This is a genomic window from Aminobacterium sp. UBA4834 (assembly GCF_002400205.1).
GTDB classification, from domain to species: Bacteria; Synergistota; Synergistia; order Synergistales; family Aminobacteriaceae; genus Aminobacterium; species Aminobacterium mobile.
In genome coordinates this window covers 184459-202477 of sequence record NZ_DHFC01000003.1, presented here as the reverse complement: position 1 = coordinate 202477, position 18019 = coordinate 184459, and the positions used below count along the sequence as shown (strand labels likewise).

At 44.2% G+C, this 18019-nt stretch carries 15 protein-coding genes; 4 read left to right on the top strand and 11 right to left on the bottom strand.

What is annotated here, in order from left to right:
• Positions 1-37 precede the first annotated feature (37 nt).
• Together B3L97_RS01540 and mprF are read left to right on the top strand one after the other, a co-directional pair.
• Complete coding sequence (locus B3L97_RS01540) at positions 38-1246, top strand: M20 metallopeptidase family protein (protein WP_286846969.1); 1209 nt, start codon at positions 38-40, stop codon at positions 1244-1246.
• 110 nt (positions 1247-1356) lie between these two features.
• Entirely contained in the window at positions 1357-3900 is a 2544-nt protein-coding gene (mprF, locus tag B3L97_RS01535; RefSeq protein WP_024821341.1) for a bifunctional lysylphosphatidylglycerol flippase/synthetase MprF, read from the top strand.
• On the opposite strand, the gene B3L97_RS01530 is transcribed toward mprF, so the two are convergent.
• The 11 genes from B3L97_RS01530 to B3L97_RS01480 form a co-directional block, all read right to left on the bottom strand.
• Positions 3863-4681: a metal ABC transporter permease gene (locus tag B3L97_RS01530; protein WP_024821340.1), complete on the bottom strand. Its 819-nt coding sequence runs from the start codon at positions 4679-4681 to the stop codon at positions 3863-3865. The two genes, mprF and B3L97_RS01530, sit on opposite strands and share 38 nt — an antisense overlap.
• Entirely contained in the window at positions 4674-5474 is an 801-nt protein-coding gene (locus B3L97_RS01525; protein ID WP_024821339.1) for a metal ABC transporter ATP-binding protein, read from the bottom strand. The genes B3L97_RS01530 and B3L97_RS01525 overlap by 8 nt, the downstream gene beginning before the upstream one ends.
• On the bottom strand, positions 5471-6340 hold the full coding sequence (locus tag B3L97_RS01520) for a metal ABC transporter solute-binding protein, Zn/Mn family (RefSeq protein WP_024821338.1): 870 nt from the start codon (positions 6338-6340) through the stop codon (positions 5471-5473). The genes B3L97_RS01525 and B3L97_RS01520 overlap by 4 nt, the downstream gene beginning before the upstream one ends.
• Before the next feature lie 114 nt (positions 6341-6454).
• A complete protein-coding gene (locus tag B3L97_RS01515) occupies positions 6455-6658 on the bottom strand; it encodes a hypothetical protein (protein ID WP_024821337.1) in 204 nt (67 codons plus the stop codon).
• A 16-nt stretch (positions 6659-6674) separates the two neighbouring features.
• Positions 6675-7160, bottom strand: a complete 486-nt coding sequence (locus B3L97_RS01510; RefSeq protein ID WP_024821336.1) for a hypothetical protein — start codon at positions 7158-7160, stop codon at positions 6675-6677.
• Between the two features lies 1 nt (position 7161).
• Positions 7162-10011: a hypothetical protein gene (locus tag B3L97_RS01505; RefSeq protein WP_024821335.1), complete on the bottom strand. Its 2850-nt coding sequence runs from the start codon at positions 10009-10011 to the stop codon at positions 7162-7164.
• An 11-nt stretch (positions 10012-10022) separates the two neighbouring features.
• Entirely contained in the window at positions 10023-10856 is an 834-nt protein-coding gene (locus tag B3L97_RS01500) for a hypothetical protein (protein ID WP_156923307.1), read from the bottom strand.
• Entirely contained in the window at positions 10853-11338 is a 486-nt protein-coding gene (locus B3L97_RS01495; protein ID WP_024821333.1) for a hypothetical protein, read from the bottom strand. Before B3L97_RS01495 ends, B3L97_RS01500 begins: the two co-directional genes overlap by 4 nt.
• A 94-nt stretch (positions 11339-11432) precedes the next feature.
• Positions 11433-11981 (bottom strand): hypothetical protein, encoded by a 549-nt coding sequence (locus tag B3L97_RS01490; protein WP_024821332.1) that lies wholly within the window; start codon positions 11979-11981, stop codon positions 11433-11435.
• A 306-nt stretch (positions 11982-12287) separates the two neighbouring features.
• Positions 12288-12956, bottom strand: coding sequence for a response regulator (locus B3L97_RS01485; protein WP_286933263.1), 669 nt, complete (start codon positions 12954-12956; stop codon positions 12288-12290).
• Positions 12919-14937: a PAS domain-containing sensor histidine kinase gene (locus B3L97_RS01480; RefSeq protein WP_286933261.1), complete on the bottom strand. Its 2019-nt coding sequence runs from the start codon at positions 14935-14937 to the stop codon at positions 12919-12921. Before B3L97_RS01480 ends, B3L97_RS01485 begins: the two co-directional genes overlap by 38 nt.
• Before the next feature lie 266 nt (positions 14938-15203).
• Here B3L97_RS01480 and B3L97_RS01475 point away from each other — a divergent pair, with 266 nt between their 5' ends.
• Complete coding sequence (locus tag B3L97_RS01475) at positions 15204-16115, top strand: MurR/RpiR family transcriptional regulator (protein ID WP_286933260.1); 912 nt, start codon at positions 15204-15206, stop codon at positions 16113-16115.
• A 57-nt stretch (positions 16116-16172) separates the two neighbouring features.
• Entirely contained in the window at positions 16173-17975 is a 1803-nt protein-coding gene (locus tag B3L97_RS01470; RefSeq protein ID WP_286933257.1) for an aldehyde ferredoxin oxidoreductase family protein, read from the top strand.
• The last annotated feature ends 44 nt before the right edge of the window (positions 17976-18019 follow it).

Genomic DNA, 18019 nt, shown 5'->3' with positions numbered 1-18019 from the left:
CAGATCACATCACACAGGATAAGAGGGGGAGTCACTCTTGGAAACAACAAAGAAAGAAGCATTGGCGTTGCAGGAACAGGTTGTAGCTTGGAGACGAGACCTGCATCAAATCCCCGAAACAGAGATGGATACTGTTCAGACCGAAGCATATATCTGTGCTTGTCTGGATGAAATGGGCATTCCCTACAGAAAGGGAGTTGCAGGACATGGAGTTGTTGCCGTACTTAAAGGGAGCAAGCCAGGAAAAGTATTCGCCCTTCGCGCTGATTGCGACGGTCTTCCCATAAAGGAAGAAACAGGCCTTCCCTTTGCTTCTAAGAACGGGTGCATGCACGCTTGCGGTCACGACGTACATACAGCTATGGCCCTTGGAGCCGCGAAAATCCTTGCTGATAACAAAGATCATTTGGAAGGATCTGTAAAGTTTATTTTTCAGCCAGGAGAAGAAGGTTGTAAAGTAGGGTATGGTGGCGCCAAACGCATGATAGATGATGGCGCTTTAGAGGACCCACGTCCTGACGTTATAGTAGCTCTTCATACCGGTTCTCTTTGGAATGAAGATCTTAAACCAGGCGATATTGGATATCGTTCAGGAAGCTTTATGGCATGCATGGATCGATTTGAGATTGTAGTGAAGGGGAAAGGAAGTCACGGTGCGTATCCTCATGGTTCTATCGACCCAATCAGCATTGCTTGTCATATCGTAACTGAACTTCAGACAATCGTAAGTCGCGAGATGAATCCTGTAGAACCAGCCGTTATCTCTATTGGGGAAATTCATGCCGGCTCCGCTTTTAATATTATTCCTGGAGAATGCCGTATTAGTGGAACTGTAAGAGCTCTTACCAACGACACCCGGAAAGTTTTAGCAGACCGGATTGAAACTATTGCCCAAACAGTCGCTCAGGGGATGCGAGGAGAGATTGAATTCCGATATGGTTGGGAAGGGCCTTCTCCTGTTGTAAACGACCCTGACGTAACAGAGGAACTTCGTCAGGCTGCCGTAGCTGTTCTTGGAGAGGCGCACGTAAAAGAGATCAAAAATCCCTCTATGGGAGGAGAAGACATTGCCTTCTTCCTTGAAGAAGTTCCTGGCACTTTCTTTTTCCACCCGAGTTGCAATGAGGAAAAAGGACAGATTTACCCTCACCATAACTCGCGCTTCGCAGTAGATGAGGACGTGCTGTGGATTGGCTCTGCTGTCATGTCAACCATGGCTATAAACTGGCTTAAGAAACATAAATAAACTTCTACAGACAAATTACAGGGGCGGGCAAAAAAGATATTCTGCCTGCCCCTGTTTTCTTTTTCTGCTATAAAATTATTGAAGATCCATAGCAGAAAGGGGTTCGAAAAATGGGCCTAAAAAAGAAACATATAACTCTTTTTTTGAGTTTCGCTCTTTTTACATCTGCACTTTGGGTTATCCACAGAGAGTTAGGTCATTTTTCTTATTTCGATATTCGCAGAGCCATTACGGCCATCCCTTCGCAACGAATTCTGCTCTCCTTTTTCTGTTCTATTGTCAGCTATCTTCTTCTTACTGGAAACGATTTGCTTGCTTTGCTTCATATCGGGAGACGGATTCCTTATGGGAAAACAATTTTTGCCTCCTTTTTAAGCTATGCTATTAGTTACAATGTGGGTTTTTCCATGTTCTCAAGCGGATCCATCCGTTACCGCCTTTATTCACCTTTAGGACTCTCTCTTTTCGATGTCGGGCAAATCACCGCTTTTTGCGGCATGAGTTTTTGGATTGGAGCGTTAGCTCTTGGTGGGGGAGCGTTCCTCCTGGAACCACCAACTCTTTTTGTTACATTGGGAATACATTGGAGTGCTCGTACTGTAGGGATACTTTGCCTCTCTCTTCTTTCCGGGATATTTCTTTTAAGTTTTTGGGGGAAGACTATCACATTGGCAGGTCATACTATAAAATTTCCTTCAACACGTCTTCTAAGCAGCCAACTTGTTTTAGCCACTTTTGACTGGCTCTCCGCGTCTTTAGTTCTGTTCCTTCTTCTTCCTTCCTCTCCAGATATGAACTATCTATCTTTTCTCGGACTTTTTGTCATATGTGAGTTATCAGGAGGGATGAGCCAGGTTCCTGGCGGGTTAGGCGTCTTTGATTCCCTTTTTCTTGTACTCCTGTCGCCTCATTATTCATCTCCTACCCTCATGGGGGCTCTCTTGATATACCGACTTATTTACTATATTCTTCCTCTCCTTATCGCAACTTTTAGCCTTATGTTTTTAGAAGCATCAGTACTATTAAAAGGGAAACCCATGGCAACCTCTATTTTTTCTGCCGTCAGTCCTTCAATACCCATTATATTTTCTATCCTGACTTTTATAAGCGGTCTCATTCTTTTGGCATCAGGAGCTACCCCTGGTATAGAAAATCGACTCCTTTTTTTAAAGAAAATTTTCCCTCTTGCACTCCTTGAAACCTCTCATTTCTTGGGAAGCATTACTGGCCTTTTTTTGCTCTTCCTCTCAAGAGGGTTAGCGTTGCGATTACGAGAAGCCCATACTGGTGTTGTATTGCTCCTTATCAGTGGGGTAGCATTCTCTCTCTTTAAAGGTGCCGACTATGAAGAGGCTATTGTTCTTCTCATCGTAGCCATCTCTCTTGCTCCTGCTAGAAAAATTTTTTATAGACGATCCCGTTTTATGGAACAGCCCTTTAGTTTTACGTGGTTCCTTCTCATCACTACAGCAGTGGCGAGTATTGTATGGTTAGGGTTATTTTCTTTCAGACATGTTCCTTATAGTCATGAACTTTGGTGGCAGGTAGCCTTTGAAAAAGACGCCCCGCGGTTCTTAAGAATGTTTCTGGGGGTAACGATTCTAACGTTATGTTTCTCCCTCTGGAGGTTAAGTCGACCAGCCCATGTAAAACCCTCAACGCTTACTGCTGAAGATCTCTCTCTAGCCCGTATGCTCGTCTCCCTCTCTCCAGAAGCCTCTTCTGCTCTTGCATTGACAGGGGATAAATATTTCCTTTTTAGCTCCAACAAAAATGCCATGATAATGTACCAAGTACGAGAATCTCATTGGATCGCAATGGGAGACCCTATAGGGGATGTGGATGACGGTAAAGAACTCATATGGCTCTTTACAGAAATGGCCGACAGATATGGTGGTCAGGTAGCCTTTTATGAAGTAGGAGAAACATTTATAGATACGTATATCGAATTAGGTTTTTCTCTTATTAAAATTGGGGAAAAAGCCCTCGTTTCTCTGGAAGACTTTTCCCTTGAGGGGAGCCATTTCAAAAGTCAAAGACATACTATTTCGCAAAAAGAGAAGGAGGGTGTGATTTTCAAAATCTATCCGCCTCAGGATGTACCGTCCATCCTTTCACAATTAAAAGAGGTGTCTGATGGGTGGCTTTCTACAAAAAACACGAAAGAAAAAGGGTTCTCCTTAGGTTTTTTCTCCGAATCCTATATTGCTTCCTGTCCGGTAGCTGTTTTAATTCAAGACAATACTATTATAGCTTTTGCCAACGTATGGGAAGGTGCGAACAAGAAAACGCTTTCTATAGACTTAATGCGGTACAGACCCGATACATCTCCAGGACTTATGGATTACCTGTTTTTAAAACTCATTCTTTTTGGGAAAGACAACGGTTTTAAATGGTTCGACTTGGGCATGGCTCCGCTTTCAGGGCTCAGAGATCATCGTTTAGCCCCTCTTTGGAATCGGCTTGGTCATCTAATCTACCGTCATGGAGAACATTTTTATAACTTTCAAGGGATAAGACAATATAAAGATAAATATCGCCCTATCTGGGTTCCTCAATACCTTGCTTTCTCCCCGAAAGGGCCTCTCACAGGTTTTCTATTAGATCTATCTCTCCTCATTTCCGGAGGCTTCCGCGGGCTATGGGGGAAATAAGAAATGCCAAGACATACCCGACAGCTGCTACGCATATAATCACAGCGCCTGCTGTTACATTGAAACGGAAAGAGAGCCATAACCCTATCGTAGAAAAGAGCAGGCTCAAGACAAAAGCAATGCCCATCATAGAAAAGAGGGAATGAGCCCACTGTTCCGCTATAGAGGGGGGAATCGTCAAAAGAGCTATAACGAGGATAAGCCCAACCACCCGAATTAAGAGAACAACAGCTACGGAAATAAGGATAATTGTAACGAAGTGCAAAAGAACCACAGGCACTCCTCGAGTCTTTGCGAACTCCGGCTCATAGGCGAAGGCGAGAATTTCTCGGTGAAAAGGAATACCTAAGAGAAGAGAAATGGCAACCAGACTACCCATAGACCATAAATCACCTCGTGATACCGTCAAAATGCTTCCAAACAAATAGCTCATAAGATCAGAGCCGTATCCAGGTGTTATATCTATAAAGATAACCCCTGCAGCCATACCGACAGCCCAAAGGACACCGATAATCGAGTCGGATCGAGAGGGCTTATGGAGGGTAACCCATGCCATTATAAGGGCCATGACAAGAGAAAAGCCAATAGCTCCCAAGCGAGGTGATATGCCTAGAAAAAAAGCAAGGCCCACACCGCCGTACGCAGCGTGAGCAACCCCTCCAGCAATAATAACCTGGCGACGAACAACAACAAGAGTTCCCATCATACCGCAAAGTACGCTGGCAAGAAGAGCCGCCCCAAAAGCGTTTTTCATAAATTCAAACTGTAACATATCAATCATGAGAAGAGAGCTCCTTTGAAGCATGGTCGTGGCGAGCGAGCACACGATGAGGAACGCCATGAGCAACGAGCTCTACCGGACACTGTCCTCCATATTCCATAGCCAACATTTCTTCTGTAATCTCACCAGCATTGTGGTAATACACATCGCTACAAACACAAGCCACTGCCGTAGCACCACTGGCTATAACAGATAGGTCATGACTTACCACTAAAATAGTGAGACTCCCAGCCAGAGAAGCCAATTCTTCATAGAGAACACCTCTCGCTTCTGGGTCAATGCTCGCCATTGGTTCATCCATTAAAAGAATCTGGGGTCGAGAAGCGAGAGCTCGTGCAATAAAAACTCTTTGGCGTTGCCCTTGAGATAATTCTCCCATTTTGGCACAACTCTGATCTGCCATACCTAAGCGAGCGAGAGCTTCCATAGCAATTTCATGATCTTCCTGAGAGAAAAGAAATCCCTTTCTGCCTCCCCCGAGACGCCCCATTAACACTACATCAAGAACACTTATAGGAAAATCTCGGCTACGGCCGGTATCTTGAGGGACATACCCAACGCATCCCGTGGAGTGGCCAGGCGTTCTCCCTAAAACCTGTATTTCTCCATACGTAGGCTTTACAAGGCCAAGAATTAACTTAAGCAAGGTTGTTTTTCCTCCGCCATTAGGGCCAATAATAACTAGGAACTCACCTCGTGGCACAAGAAAAGACACGTTATCCAAAACCTTGTCACCATTTTCGTAATGAAAAGAAACGTTCTTAAAAGAAATCACATAATTATTGTCACTCATCGTAAACTTTCCCCTATAACTTGAGCTGTGTGTAGCATTCCTTCCGCCCAATTGATAGGTAGAGGGTCTATAACAACAATAGAAGCCCCAACCTCACGAGCAAGACTTTCCGCTATCTTTTTAGAGAACTGAGGAGAAACAAAAATAGTAGAGAGTCCTTCTTCTTTCATTTTCTGAATAAGAGCGGCGAGATCTGCCGCTTTCGGCTCTTTGCCTTCTATTTCCATAGCAATCTGTTCCAGGTCGTATTCTCGAGCAAAATAAGCCCAGGAAGGATGAACAACAACAAATTTATTCTTTGTTTTTCCCTGAAATTCTCCTCGAATTAATTGATCTAACTGGTCTATTTGGGAACAGAAAATGCTATAGTTGCGATTATACTCTGATGTATGGGCAGGGTCCAAGGCAACAAAACCATCTCGTATCGCTGCTGCCTGAATCTTTACGAGGGATGGAGATAACCAAATATGCGGATCCACAAGCTCATGATCATGACCGCTATGATGGTCACTTCCAACAAGTCGCTCTATGTCCTTTTGTGTTTTTACTATTCGCAGAGAGGAGCTCAATGACTGAAGCCGCGGAAGCAACGCTTCTTCAAAGGGAAGACCTACCGCAAAATAAATAGCACCGTCAGATAAAAGCTTCATTTGAGAAGGGCGCGGCTCGTAGGTATGCGGATCGTTTCCAGGACGGATAAGTACCTGAACAACAGCATGCTCGCCAGCTATTTGCTGAACAAAATAGGCTTGTGGTGGAATGGAAACAGCTACATGGATTTTCTCATCCCCACGAAGAGGCCCAACGAATATAAGACCTAAAAAACACGCAAAAAACATGCTTGCGATTTTCCATCGAAGCATCATAAGCATCACCTCATTACGACCTACGAATATACTGTTTATTTTACAACAGAAATGAGGTGAGGCGAGGCTTCCTTTTATATGCATATGCTGTAAAGGAAGCCTCTAGTCGTTCTTTTATTCTGGATAGGGTCGGTCTTCACTATGGATTCTTTTTTTATCCAAGCAGTGTCCTCGACCTCGGAGCTTCTGTTCTTCACGATAAATATCTTCAAGGACTTTCAGGTAGCGAATTTCCCATTCTCTTTGATCCATGTTCTTCCTTGTGGATTCTCGAGAAAGATAATCTCGCTCCTTTCGCAGAGAATATAGATCCCCCATGTTTATAAGCCCTCCTTTACGTTTCCCGGACCGAGAGACGAATTCGAATCTGTCCCAAATTCCGGGCCGCTTCATTTCCTGCCTTAAGAAGGACAACTCCATTCCCTTGTACCCCATATATCCCCCAAATTCCCGAAAGAAGCTCTACTTCCTGTGCTCCAAGTTCCACAAAGCCTGCAGATTGTCCTCGAACAGGGGCATCAAGTTTCAGAAAAAGCTGTACCCCTTCAGGGAGAATCCCTTCTATCTGACCAACAATTTTCCGTGGGGTAGTTCCTGTAGCTGTAACAATATAAGTTAGCGGAGACGTCTCGCCTTCATTACCAATATAGCTGTTAAGCGAGAGAGGATTCTGAAGAATAGAGATGGCATTTTCCTCTGGAACTTCTATAGAAATTTGTATTGTAGCCACAGTTCGATCTACTCCTTCCACAGGGCCACAAGCGAGAAGGAAGGCAGCAATAAACCCCAAAGTAAACATTCTCCAGACCATCATCTTCACCTCACTTTCCTTCCCGGCCCATTACAATCTTGCCTTCTTCAAGAAAACGAATGGTTCTCTTTCTTGGGAGAACCTTGGCTTCAAAGCTTCCCACTTCCCCCGGCTTAAACTCGAAAACCTGCTCTGTTTGTTCTAGATGATAAGATGAAGGAATATTTATATCGTAAATCTTTAAAGTCCACTTCCCTGGGCGTAACCCTTCGAACAAGAATTTCCCCCACTCATCTGTAAGTCTTCGATGAACCTCTTCGCCATTCTTCATTTCTACCAAGACACTTTGAAGCCCCCCTGCCTGTAATGCCCCATCGTTGCCGAGAGTATCCCCTACGAGGTATCCTTTTTCTCCTTCTAGCGTGGCCGTTCCATCTTTCCCAGCTTCAGGATCTACAAGGACTACAGCACCATTGAGCGTTGCTCCATCAGTTATTCCTATATCCATAGAAGTAATCTCTCCATACCCCGCTATCTCCACTATAATCGGGGTCTTCACATCTGGAACTCGGCTACCACCGAGAGAAGCTCGATCTATCTTCAAAAGGTAGGGGCCTGGCGTTAACGACGGGAAAAGAAACACTCCTTTGACATCAGTAACCGCGGTCTGCTCTTCGATGGCCAGAACAACGTTAGGAACTCCTCTTTTTTCATCTCCTACGTTTTCATAAATGAGGCCCTGCAGAACACCCACATTTTTCTTCTTAGCCATTTTTATATCGAGAGGAATAACGTACATAATGGAGTATGAAGTCTCCATTTCTCCACTGTTGTCGTTACGTTGAATTCGGAAACGTAGAATGCTTTCATCAGCGAAAGTCTGCTCCGCCATGAATTCGTATTGCTCACTGTTGTCTACAAAATCATTATCATCATAAGAATAGCGAGTATACCAGCACGAAAGCCTTAAACTGGGAGTTGCATCCCATATAATACTTATCCCTCTGTTTGTCGATGCTCTTAAAAGATAACTATCTTCAAGCACCCTATTATCACCAAAGCCTCCATACAGAGAGACATATAAATCTGGAGTTAACTGATAACTTAATGAAACATTGTAATTCCATGCGTGGGTGCTCTCTCCTCTCAGGAGATCATCCTGATCGGCGTAACGAGCCTCTACCGAATAGCTGTACTTCTCCATATTTCTCCCCACTCGCACCCACCAAGATTTTTCATAAAAATCATATTCTGCGGGAAGAAGGTTGTCTTTCATAGAAAAATCATCATATCCCAATGAAATATACCAACCATCTGAAAGTTCATAGTCCATATAGGTTTGGAACAGCTCTTCAATAATCTGTGTTGTATTATTTTCGCTACGCATATTTAGATTGTTTTTATATTCGTACCACGACACATTCCATTGCAAGCGATCGCTTAAAGGAAACCCAAGAGAGGCACTTGTATAGTCGTAATCGTGATAGTACCCCCAATAGTCGGTACCCGCCCTCACTCTTGTAATGGAGTAGGGCATATTTTTACCCATGCGGCCTCTCAAATAAATACGATATGCTTCATCATCATCAAGCGCTCTCTCCCTATCGGTATCGCAGAATCCATACTCCAATTCGAGAAGCGTATGCTCCCATGGTCGATACTCGGCGCTCACGCTCCACAGCTTGTCTTCTGTAGAAGGTTTATTTTTATAAGCATCTCGCCTTTTCTGAAGCATATTCAAACGTATCTCAAGATTCTCTTGCATCTTCTGACTTATGTAGAACCCGAACTCTTTCTTATCAGGGTACCCCCAGCGGCTCTTCATGTAGTGACCTCCACCGCCTAAGCCAAGCCTTTCCGGTTCATATGAAAAACCTATGCCTCTACCATAGGAAGAGGACGAGGTCAGGCGAGAGAGGGGATACCCCTGATCTCCGAGAAAAAGAGAAAATGTATCGGTAAAATAGGTGAGCCAATACTCTTCTACGTCACCATAAAGTCCTTTGTCATCTGTATCAGGGCCCCTGAAAAGGAAATCTACACCCTTGGTACGTTCTTCATCGAGATACCCGTACCCGCTCCATTCGATATTGGCTCCATCTCCTCCCGAATTGCCCATAACGCTGAAAGCAAGTTCTGTTGGCAAGACATGGAAAATATCCAACTCTCCGCCACCCTTTGGGATAACATCAAGATCTACTGTTAGAACTGCTGATTCTGGCCCTTTATCACCAGTTGTAGTAGCCCGCACTTCCACAAAATGGAAACGAGATGTACTTTCGGCAAAAATTTTCCCCTTTAATTTTAAATTTGCACTCTCTCCTGCTTCGAGAGCCACATCTGTGGGAGTAACAGTTGCGGGGAAGCGAGGGTCGCGATCGGGTAAATCTATATGGATCTCCCGAGATGTATTTGCCTTATTTAAAACTTGAAGGTCCACCTCGTAACTCTGCCCTGCAATAATGGCAACAGGCTTTCTAACGAGAATAAGGTCAAGACCTTCTACAGTTAAAACAGAGACTGTAAAAATTTCTTCATCATAGACGCCGTAATCTCGGCGATTTTTTACAGAATAAATAACATCGTAGTCATTCGCTTTTGTAGAAGCTGGGACCTGGAAGGCCACAACACGAGATATGCTGCCACGTGCCGGAATGGAAAAGCGCCCTGGCGGCACTAAAGGTTGCCAGCCCTCAGGAAGTTTAATTTCTTCAATAAACGTCTCTTCTCTAGTCTGAAAACTTGTGATAAGAACACTCACGCTAATAATGCGCCCTGGCTTTGTACTAATTTGCAAAGGGGAACGGGCCCTAACCTCTACGCCATATCCCTTTCCTTGAGCCCATGCGAAACTGGAGAATAGGCAAAGCAGCAAACAAACTATGCCTATTGCCAGTCTTTGCTCTCTGCCTCTCATCATGCCCACCCCCCCTATTTTACGACCAGGGCATACTGAGCACCAAAAGCTTCGTCTTCTCCACCATCCGCTACAAGCAAAACCTTATAATCCCCAGGCTTAATCCCTTTGAGAGGAATTTCAAACCGACATGAGGAACCAGGATAAATCCATCGCCGTCCACCTTCAAATTTTCCCGCCTGATTCCCCTGTTGATCGTATAGTTCTGCCCATACAACAGGGCGAATAACGCGTTCCCCTGTATTTTCAATATCAAGATCAAGAACAGGCATGCCTTCTACCGTTCTTAATCTCTTATCTATAAACTGAATTTCCTGTACTCCAGATGTACCTACATCAGTGATCATTTGAATGGCATATTTAAAAACGGTAGTAACGTTGTAAGCCATATCTTCCTTTGACCCATCCGGAACCTGTAAACGTTCCTGTCCTATAGGCTCTACTATAATGAGGCTCCAATAGGTTCCACGAAGACTTTCTTCCTTGGGAGTACAAATAACATATTCAAAAGTACCGATGCTATCTGGAGGAATAATAAGCTGTCGTGGACTGAGAGCCATCCAAAGAGCATTGGATCGATTATGACTCCCTGGGGACGGATATTCGTTCCGTCCATCAGCATAACAATGGTAATCATTCTGATTAATAGAAACCTGCACAGATTCTTCTTTGCTATAATTTCTTATGGCTATTTGTCCCCGCACTTCCTGGCCGGGGGATACATTGAAACGATAGGTAAGATCTCCCACTATATCTATATTGGCAAAGCACTGCCCTCCACCACTTGGTAATGCTAACAGGGCCATAACACAGACACAAAGGGTTTTCATTATTATTTTTCTCATCATAAATCCACCACCGTAAAAGCAATGTGTGGAGCATAAATCCCTTTCGGTGTTTCTGGTGATATTCCGGAAACCTTAAACTGCACTGTTATATGACTACGATCTCCCGCTCCTGTAAAAAACAACGTCCCCGCAGGATCAACAAGTTGATAGGATGTACCGCCACGTATCCATCCAGCCCCCATACCGTTCCCTGTCCGACGAATCCATATTTGAATTCCCTCAGGCAATGTAGCTCCTTCTATGAGCTTGACCTCCACATTCCACATATCATCTTGCCCCTTAGCATTAACAATACCCAATGAGGCTATAGAAGGATCACTCTCGCGCGAACCTCGCCCACTAGAAGCTGATGCCCCTATAACGAGGGACGACCAGCCACTTAAAGCGATGAGCTCCATCGCTTCCGAGCGCTCACTCAAAGGAGAAAAAATTACGAGAAAGACGAGAAGAACAATTCTCGATGTTACTGTAGTCCCACTCATTTTTCGTCTCCTCCTTGACTAAAAAGGGCAGCGCCCTCATGGAACGCCGCCCTCGTCCCTCGGATACCTCTTATGCAGATATCCTCTCTCCTTCTTATACGTCCTGAATGAGAAGGGTTAGGACTCTAACTCCGGAGCCTTTCTGAGCATCAGCGCCGGCGCAAAGTTTCAATCCGCCCTTGCCCCAAGCTCCGCAAATCTTGGAAATCCCGGTCACGAGATCCACATAATCTGTGGAAAGCTCGGTCCAGTTAGGTGTTCCAACAGCACTGGTTCCATAAGGAGCTCTCAGTTTTGCCCACAGTGTTACGTGCTCGGGCATATTGACGTCGATCTTGCCAACAATCTTTCTCTCATCAGTACCTGTGGCAACGACGGCGTACCAAATGCACTCCTCATCACACCATCCATCGCAGCAGCCGATGTAGGTGGCCATGCAGATCTCGTCCTGCCGAATCTGCAGGCAGTTAATGGGAATAACTCTCCAATTGATTTTCAGCGTATCCCACGGTGAACATCCCGAGGGGTTACAACGTGAAAAACCAGCCTCCTCCATGGTCATGGGGGCTTCCTCGGCAAACACAGCACCAGCCGCAAAAACGACCATGGCTGCTACTGCAAACAGAAGAAACAATCTTTTCATCTTTTCTTCCTCCCTTTTCTGCAGATACCCTATTTCTTTCGTGCCCCTTATTTCTCCCTTAACGCCAGAAAGTTCATGCTTATCAGGTAAACCCGCATACGGCGGGCATAGTCATAACCCCCTCTCTAGCGATATTGCTTGAGCCGGATAGCTCGCATTAAGGGTACTGAATTTTTGGAAAGTATTAAATCAGGATAGGGCTGAGAAGAAGGAGGAGATTCCCTTACAAAATTTTTTGTTTTTCTGGAAAAAGGGGGGCGAAATACTTAGAAAAGGATCAGGAAAACACTTAAAGCTTTTTTAAAGTCAGTCTATAGAGGTAATGCCGCTCTTTATGGCATATTTTGTCAGCTCTGCCACAGATCGAAGGCCTAGTTTACGCATAATGTTGTATTTATGAGTTTCTACTGTCTTTACACTTACGAGAAGACTCTTCGCTATATCTCGATTCCCTTTGCCTTCTGCGATTTGTTGCAAAACCTCTCTTTCTCGAAGACTTAAAACATGACCAGACGATACGCATTCTTTATCCTCGTTTAAAAAATCAAGGTACTCTTCCACAACAACTTTTGAAATGCTCGGACTCAAATATACTTTCCCTGCGACTATGGCCCGAATTGCCTCTGCCAGTTCTCGAAAAGCACATTCTTTTAGCAGAAATCCGGAAGCTCCTGCCCTCAGCATTTCCGTCACAAACTTTCTATCGGCATGCATAGAAAGAGCTAAGACTTTTACTCCCGGCTGCTCTTTTTTGAGGCGGCATGTAGCTTCAATTCCATTCAATTCTGGCATAATAACATCCATAACGAGCACATCCGGACAATGAGCAACAGACATTTCTATAGCTTGCCGTCCTGTTTCCGCCTCGCCTACAACTTCCATATCATTTTGGGTGTTTAAAAGAGTTCGCAAACCATCTCGAAGAATTTGATGGTCATCAGCCAACAGAATCTTCACTTTTTTCAATAAAGTCACCGGCCCTTTCTTCTTCGTTTTCTACTGGAACAAAAAGGGTGACATTCGTTCCTTGCCCTGGTGACGATTCAATTTGCATAAAACCTCCAATGTAGTTTACTCGTTCCTGGATATTCAAGAGCCCGAAGTTACTCGGATCTCTCCCTAACTCTCGAAGAGAAGAGAGATCAAAGCCGACGCCATTATCCCGTACTTCTAAAGCGACAGTCCAACGGTCAAAACGAGAAAGGCATACAGACACCTCAGATGTTCGAGCATGTTTCACTACATTCATTAAAAGTTCCCGCAAAGCTCGGAAAAGGAAGATTTTAATGTCCATAGCTATATCATCCGACATTAACAAATCTTTAAAGACAATACATAATCCGTGCTCATCTCCCATTTTCTCTATAAGCCACTCTACCGCAGAATGGAAACTCAACTCGTAGAGCATAGGGGGACTCAAATCAAAAATAAGAGTCCTCATTTCCACGATGGAACGATCTAAAAGAGCAAGGATTTCCTGAAAAATCTCTTTTGAACTTGAAGAATAGGAGTTATAGCTACTCAGCATTTCTAACTTTATTCTGATAAGGGCCAAATTTTGTCCTACTCCATCATGAAGATCTGTCGCTATACGTCGGCGCTCTCGTTCTTCTGCAACATATAGTTCCGATGTTAAAAACTGCAACTGATGTTGGTTAAGCCGTATCTGCTCTTCTAATTTTTTTCGGGCAGTAATGTCATTCCAGCTAAGAACACAATATTTTAAACACCCGTCCCTTTCGCGAATAGGGACAGCTGTCACCTCGCCCCATATTTCTTCCCCATCTTTACGAATAGAGAGCTTTTCTTTTCTTGTCATCCCTTCATGTATTGCCAGCCGAAGCTCCCCCATGTTTAGCCAATAGTCGCTCCGCCACCATGGATAAGGGGCTGGGCGCTCTAAAACATCTTCTGAAGAGTAACCAAATACACGTTCAAAGGCCTCATTAACGTATTGAATTCTCGTGTCGGGACCAACTACAAAAATAGGGTTGGGGTTTTGAGCTAAAATACGTCTAGAAAAGGCTTCACTATCGCGAAGAGCTTCCTCAGCCTGCTTCCTCTCTGTGCTATCGCGAGCAATGGAAAGAATAGCAGGTTTACCTCGAAGGCAAAAAAGATGGGCACATATCTCTACAGGGATAAAGGTCCCATCTTTTTTTCTCAGTTGAGTCTGGAATACTACCTGCCCTTTCTGGAATAGAGAAGAGATAACATGGTTTATTCCCTCTCGTCTCAACTCGCCCTCAATGGCCAAGGGGGAAAGGGAGAGCAACTCCTCGCGACTATAACCTAGCATTCGACAAGCTCCCTCATTCACTTCCAAAAAAAGACCCGGTGTACTTTTATTTACTATTTCATGAAAGAAAGCAGCATCTCCCATCGTATTAAAAAGCTCCGTCAGCGTTGAAAGACGCTCAGCAAGTTTTCTTTCCCGATTTGAACGAGCTGTCACATCTACACCTGAACAAAGGATACCTGATAGCCCTGAAGCAAAAGAAACGGTAGTACAACTCCATAAAACAGTAGCCGTCTCACCATCCCTTCCCCGCATTTTTGTCTCAAAAGAGACAGACGCGCCCTTCATGTCTGCAAAAACATGGAGAGACGAAAGAAGCCTCTGTCGCGTCTCTATATTAGGATACAACAAGGAAAGCCAGCGACGGGATCCCTGAACAGCTTCAAATGTGTACCCCGATACTCGTTCCAAAGTCTTATTCCATAAAATAACCCTGCCTTCCTCATCAAAAAGGCACAATAACATATCGGGATGGTTAAAAAAACTATCGAAGCAGACCGACTTATATAAAAGTGCTTCTTGGGAACAAAAGCCTTTTTCGGGGAGTTTATAAACTCGAGCTCCCCTTTTCTCCACATCTGGATTATTTCCCAGCGGAAGAGCGATCTGCCGGGGGTTCGCATCGGTAAACGCCCCTCCCCACTCTCTCTCTTTCATCTTCGCTCACTCCACAGGAAGCCATACTAAAATTACTTATATTAAATTACCCTTTACGCATTTACCTTTAAAAACAGTACATTATTAAATAACAAGAAACAATAATTAAAAAATAAGAATATGTTAGAATATTTTTATGATACCTGAAGGGGTCTTTTTTTTCAATATCGATGACGTAGTTTCATTAATTGACAAATGATTCACTTCTTTTTATGCTGTTTATACAATTCTTTTTGTCGGAAATGATTCTACAAAGGAGATCTTATATGTTGAGAGAGCAGATTGCAGCAAAAATAAATGAATTATCCCCAGGGCAACGCAAAGTAGCTTACTTTATTTTGGAAAAGCCACGAGAGGCTGCTTTTTTAACAGCATCTCAACTTGGGACCCAGGTAGGAGTTAGTGAGGCCACTGTAATACGTTTTGCTCATACGTTAGGGTTATCTGGCTATCAAGAACTGCATCAAGCAATCAGCCACATGCTTATAGATCATCTTACGACCCTTGAACGTATGGAGAAGTATCGGACATCTGGAGAAAAGAGTCTCTTCGACACCGCTATAGGAAAGGATATTAACTCCATGAGACTTGTTCAATCTCGTCTCGATGAGAAAGTAATCCGCAACTTAGCTGCTCTTTTTACCCAAGCTCCTGCTATCTATATCGCAGGGTATCGAAGTTCCTATACTCTTGCTTATTACCTTTCCTTTTACCTATCATGGATCCTCCCAAACATCAAATTAATGCCCCTTGATATGCCTTACGAGCTCTTGGTGAATGCTCCCCCAGAGAGCGTTGTGACTGGTATCAGTTTTCCACGGTATTCCACATGGACCCTTAAGGTCCTTCGCTACGCTCGTGGAAATAACCTACAGACTGTAGCTATAACTGACGAATATACAAGCCCTTTAGCTACATATGCCCTTCATGTTGTAACCATACCTTATACACCTATTTCATTTATTGATTCCTTTGCTGCGCCAATAAGCGTTTTGAATTGCATTATACTCAGTATCGCTCAAGAACTAGGAGATACACTTTCATCCCGTCTCGAAATTCTTGAACGATATTGGGAAGAGAACAACCTATATGTGCCACCTACTTTAAAAAAAAGGGGGGGAATCTATATCGGGGAAAATAGAATTGTAAATATCGCAAAGGAAGAGGAGAGAGAGTAGAGAAAAGATTATAAGAGAGGAGAGAAACTAAAGAGAAGAGAGAAGGAGGGATTGTAAATGGGGAGCCGCATGGGCACCATTTTGCGAATAGATCTGTCTTCTCACAAGATATCGAAAGAACCGGTGGATGAAAAGCTTCTTCGCGCATATATAGGCGGACGTGGATACGGTTCAAGAATTCTTTTCAATGAAAATCCTCCCAACATAGATCCCCTCAGCCCTGAAAATCGCCTTTTATTTGTGACTGGCCCCTTAACCGGCCGAGGAGTACCTGCTGCCGGACGATATATGGTGGTCACTAAAAGCCCTCTAACAGGCTATATCGCATCAAGTAACTCTGGCGGCTATTGGGGAGCAGAACTTGCAAAAGCTGGCTGGTTTATGATCGTAGTTGAAGGGAAAGCAAATCATCCTGTATATATCCATATTTATGACCAGAACGTCGAAATACGAGATAGCAGTCATCTTTGGGGGCTTAACACCCATGAAACTACCGACCGAATTTTAGAGGAGATAAAAGACACGAAGGCAAGAGTACTCTGCATCGGACCAGCAGGGGAAATCCTTTCACCTCTAGCATCTATCATGAACGAGAAAAATAGAGCTGCCGGCCGAAGCGGTGTTGGAGCAGTCATGGGGTCTAAGAATCTGAAAGCAATAGCGGTACGAGGTACATCTCGACCTTACGTAGCTCAATCCGAGGAACTTTCAGCAGTTTTGAAAGAAAGATTGGAGAAATTAAAGAAACATCCAGTAACAAGCCAGGGACTTCCTGCATATGGCACTGCCATTCTAGTCAATATAATCAACCAGACTGGAGCGTATCCCCACCGAAATTGGCAGGGATCTTATATGGAAGATGCAGATAAGCAGTCTGGAGAAACTCTCGCCGAGAAATATCTTACGGCGAATTACCACTGTTTCGGTTGTCCTATTGGCTGCGGACGGATAACAAAAGTAAAAGGAAAGGCTGGGGAAGGGCCAGAATATGAGACTATTTTCGCCTTTGGAGCTTGCTGCGGGATAGCGTCTATTGAACCTATTATTCGAGCTAGCTATATTTGTAATGAATATGGGCTCGACACTATTGGCACTGGTGTCACTATAGCTGCGGCCATGGAGCTTTACGAAAAAAAGTTCATTAAAAAAGAGGAGCTTGAGGGGGGACCAGAGCTTCTGTTCGGGAATGAAGAAGCCATAACGTATTGGACAGAGAAAATGGGGAAAGGGGAGGGGCTTGGCAAAAAACTAAATCAGGGGTCTTGGCGTCTTTGTACCATGTACGGACATCCTGAACTCTCCATGACTGTAAAAAAGCAGGAAATGCCCGCTTACGATGCCCGTGGTATTCAAGGGATTGGTCTTACATACGCAGTAAGCAACCGGGGAGCATGTCATGTGAGAGGGTACCTTATTTCTCCAGAAATTCTCGGAGCGCCAGAAAAGCTTGATCCAGACGATATCTCTCAAAAACCCATGTGGGGAAAAATTTTTCATGATCTTACAGCTGCCATTGATTCTTCCGGAATGTGTCTCTTTACATCTTTTGCTCTAGACGCGGCAGATTATGCTGCATTTTTAAAAGCTGGAACAGGATTTGACTACACCGCTGACGAAATCATGACCTGTGGCGAACGAATTTGGAACCTTGAAAGACTTTTCAATCTCAGAGAAGGGCTTAACCCCGGGAAAGAAGATACATTGCCACCCCGCCTTCTCAAAGAACCTATTCCTGAAGGCCCTGGGAAAGGAAAGTTGAGCAGGGTTCCAGAAATGCTTCCTGAATACTATCGCTTAAGAGGATGGGATGAAAAGGGTATTCCTACGGAAGAAACACGAAGAAGACTCAATCTCCTTTAGCTCATGGAGAGAAAATAAAGAAGGACTAAAGGAGCGAGGGAAGC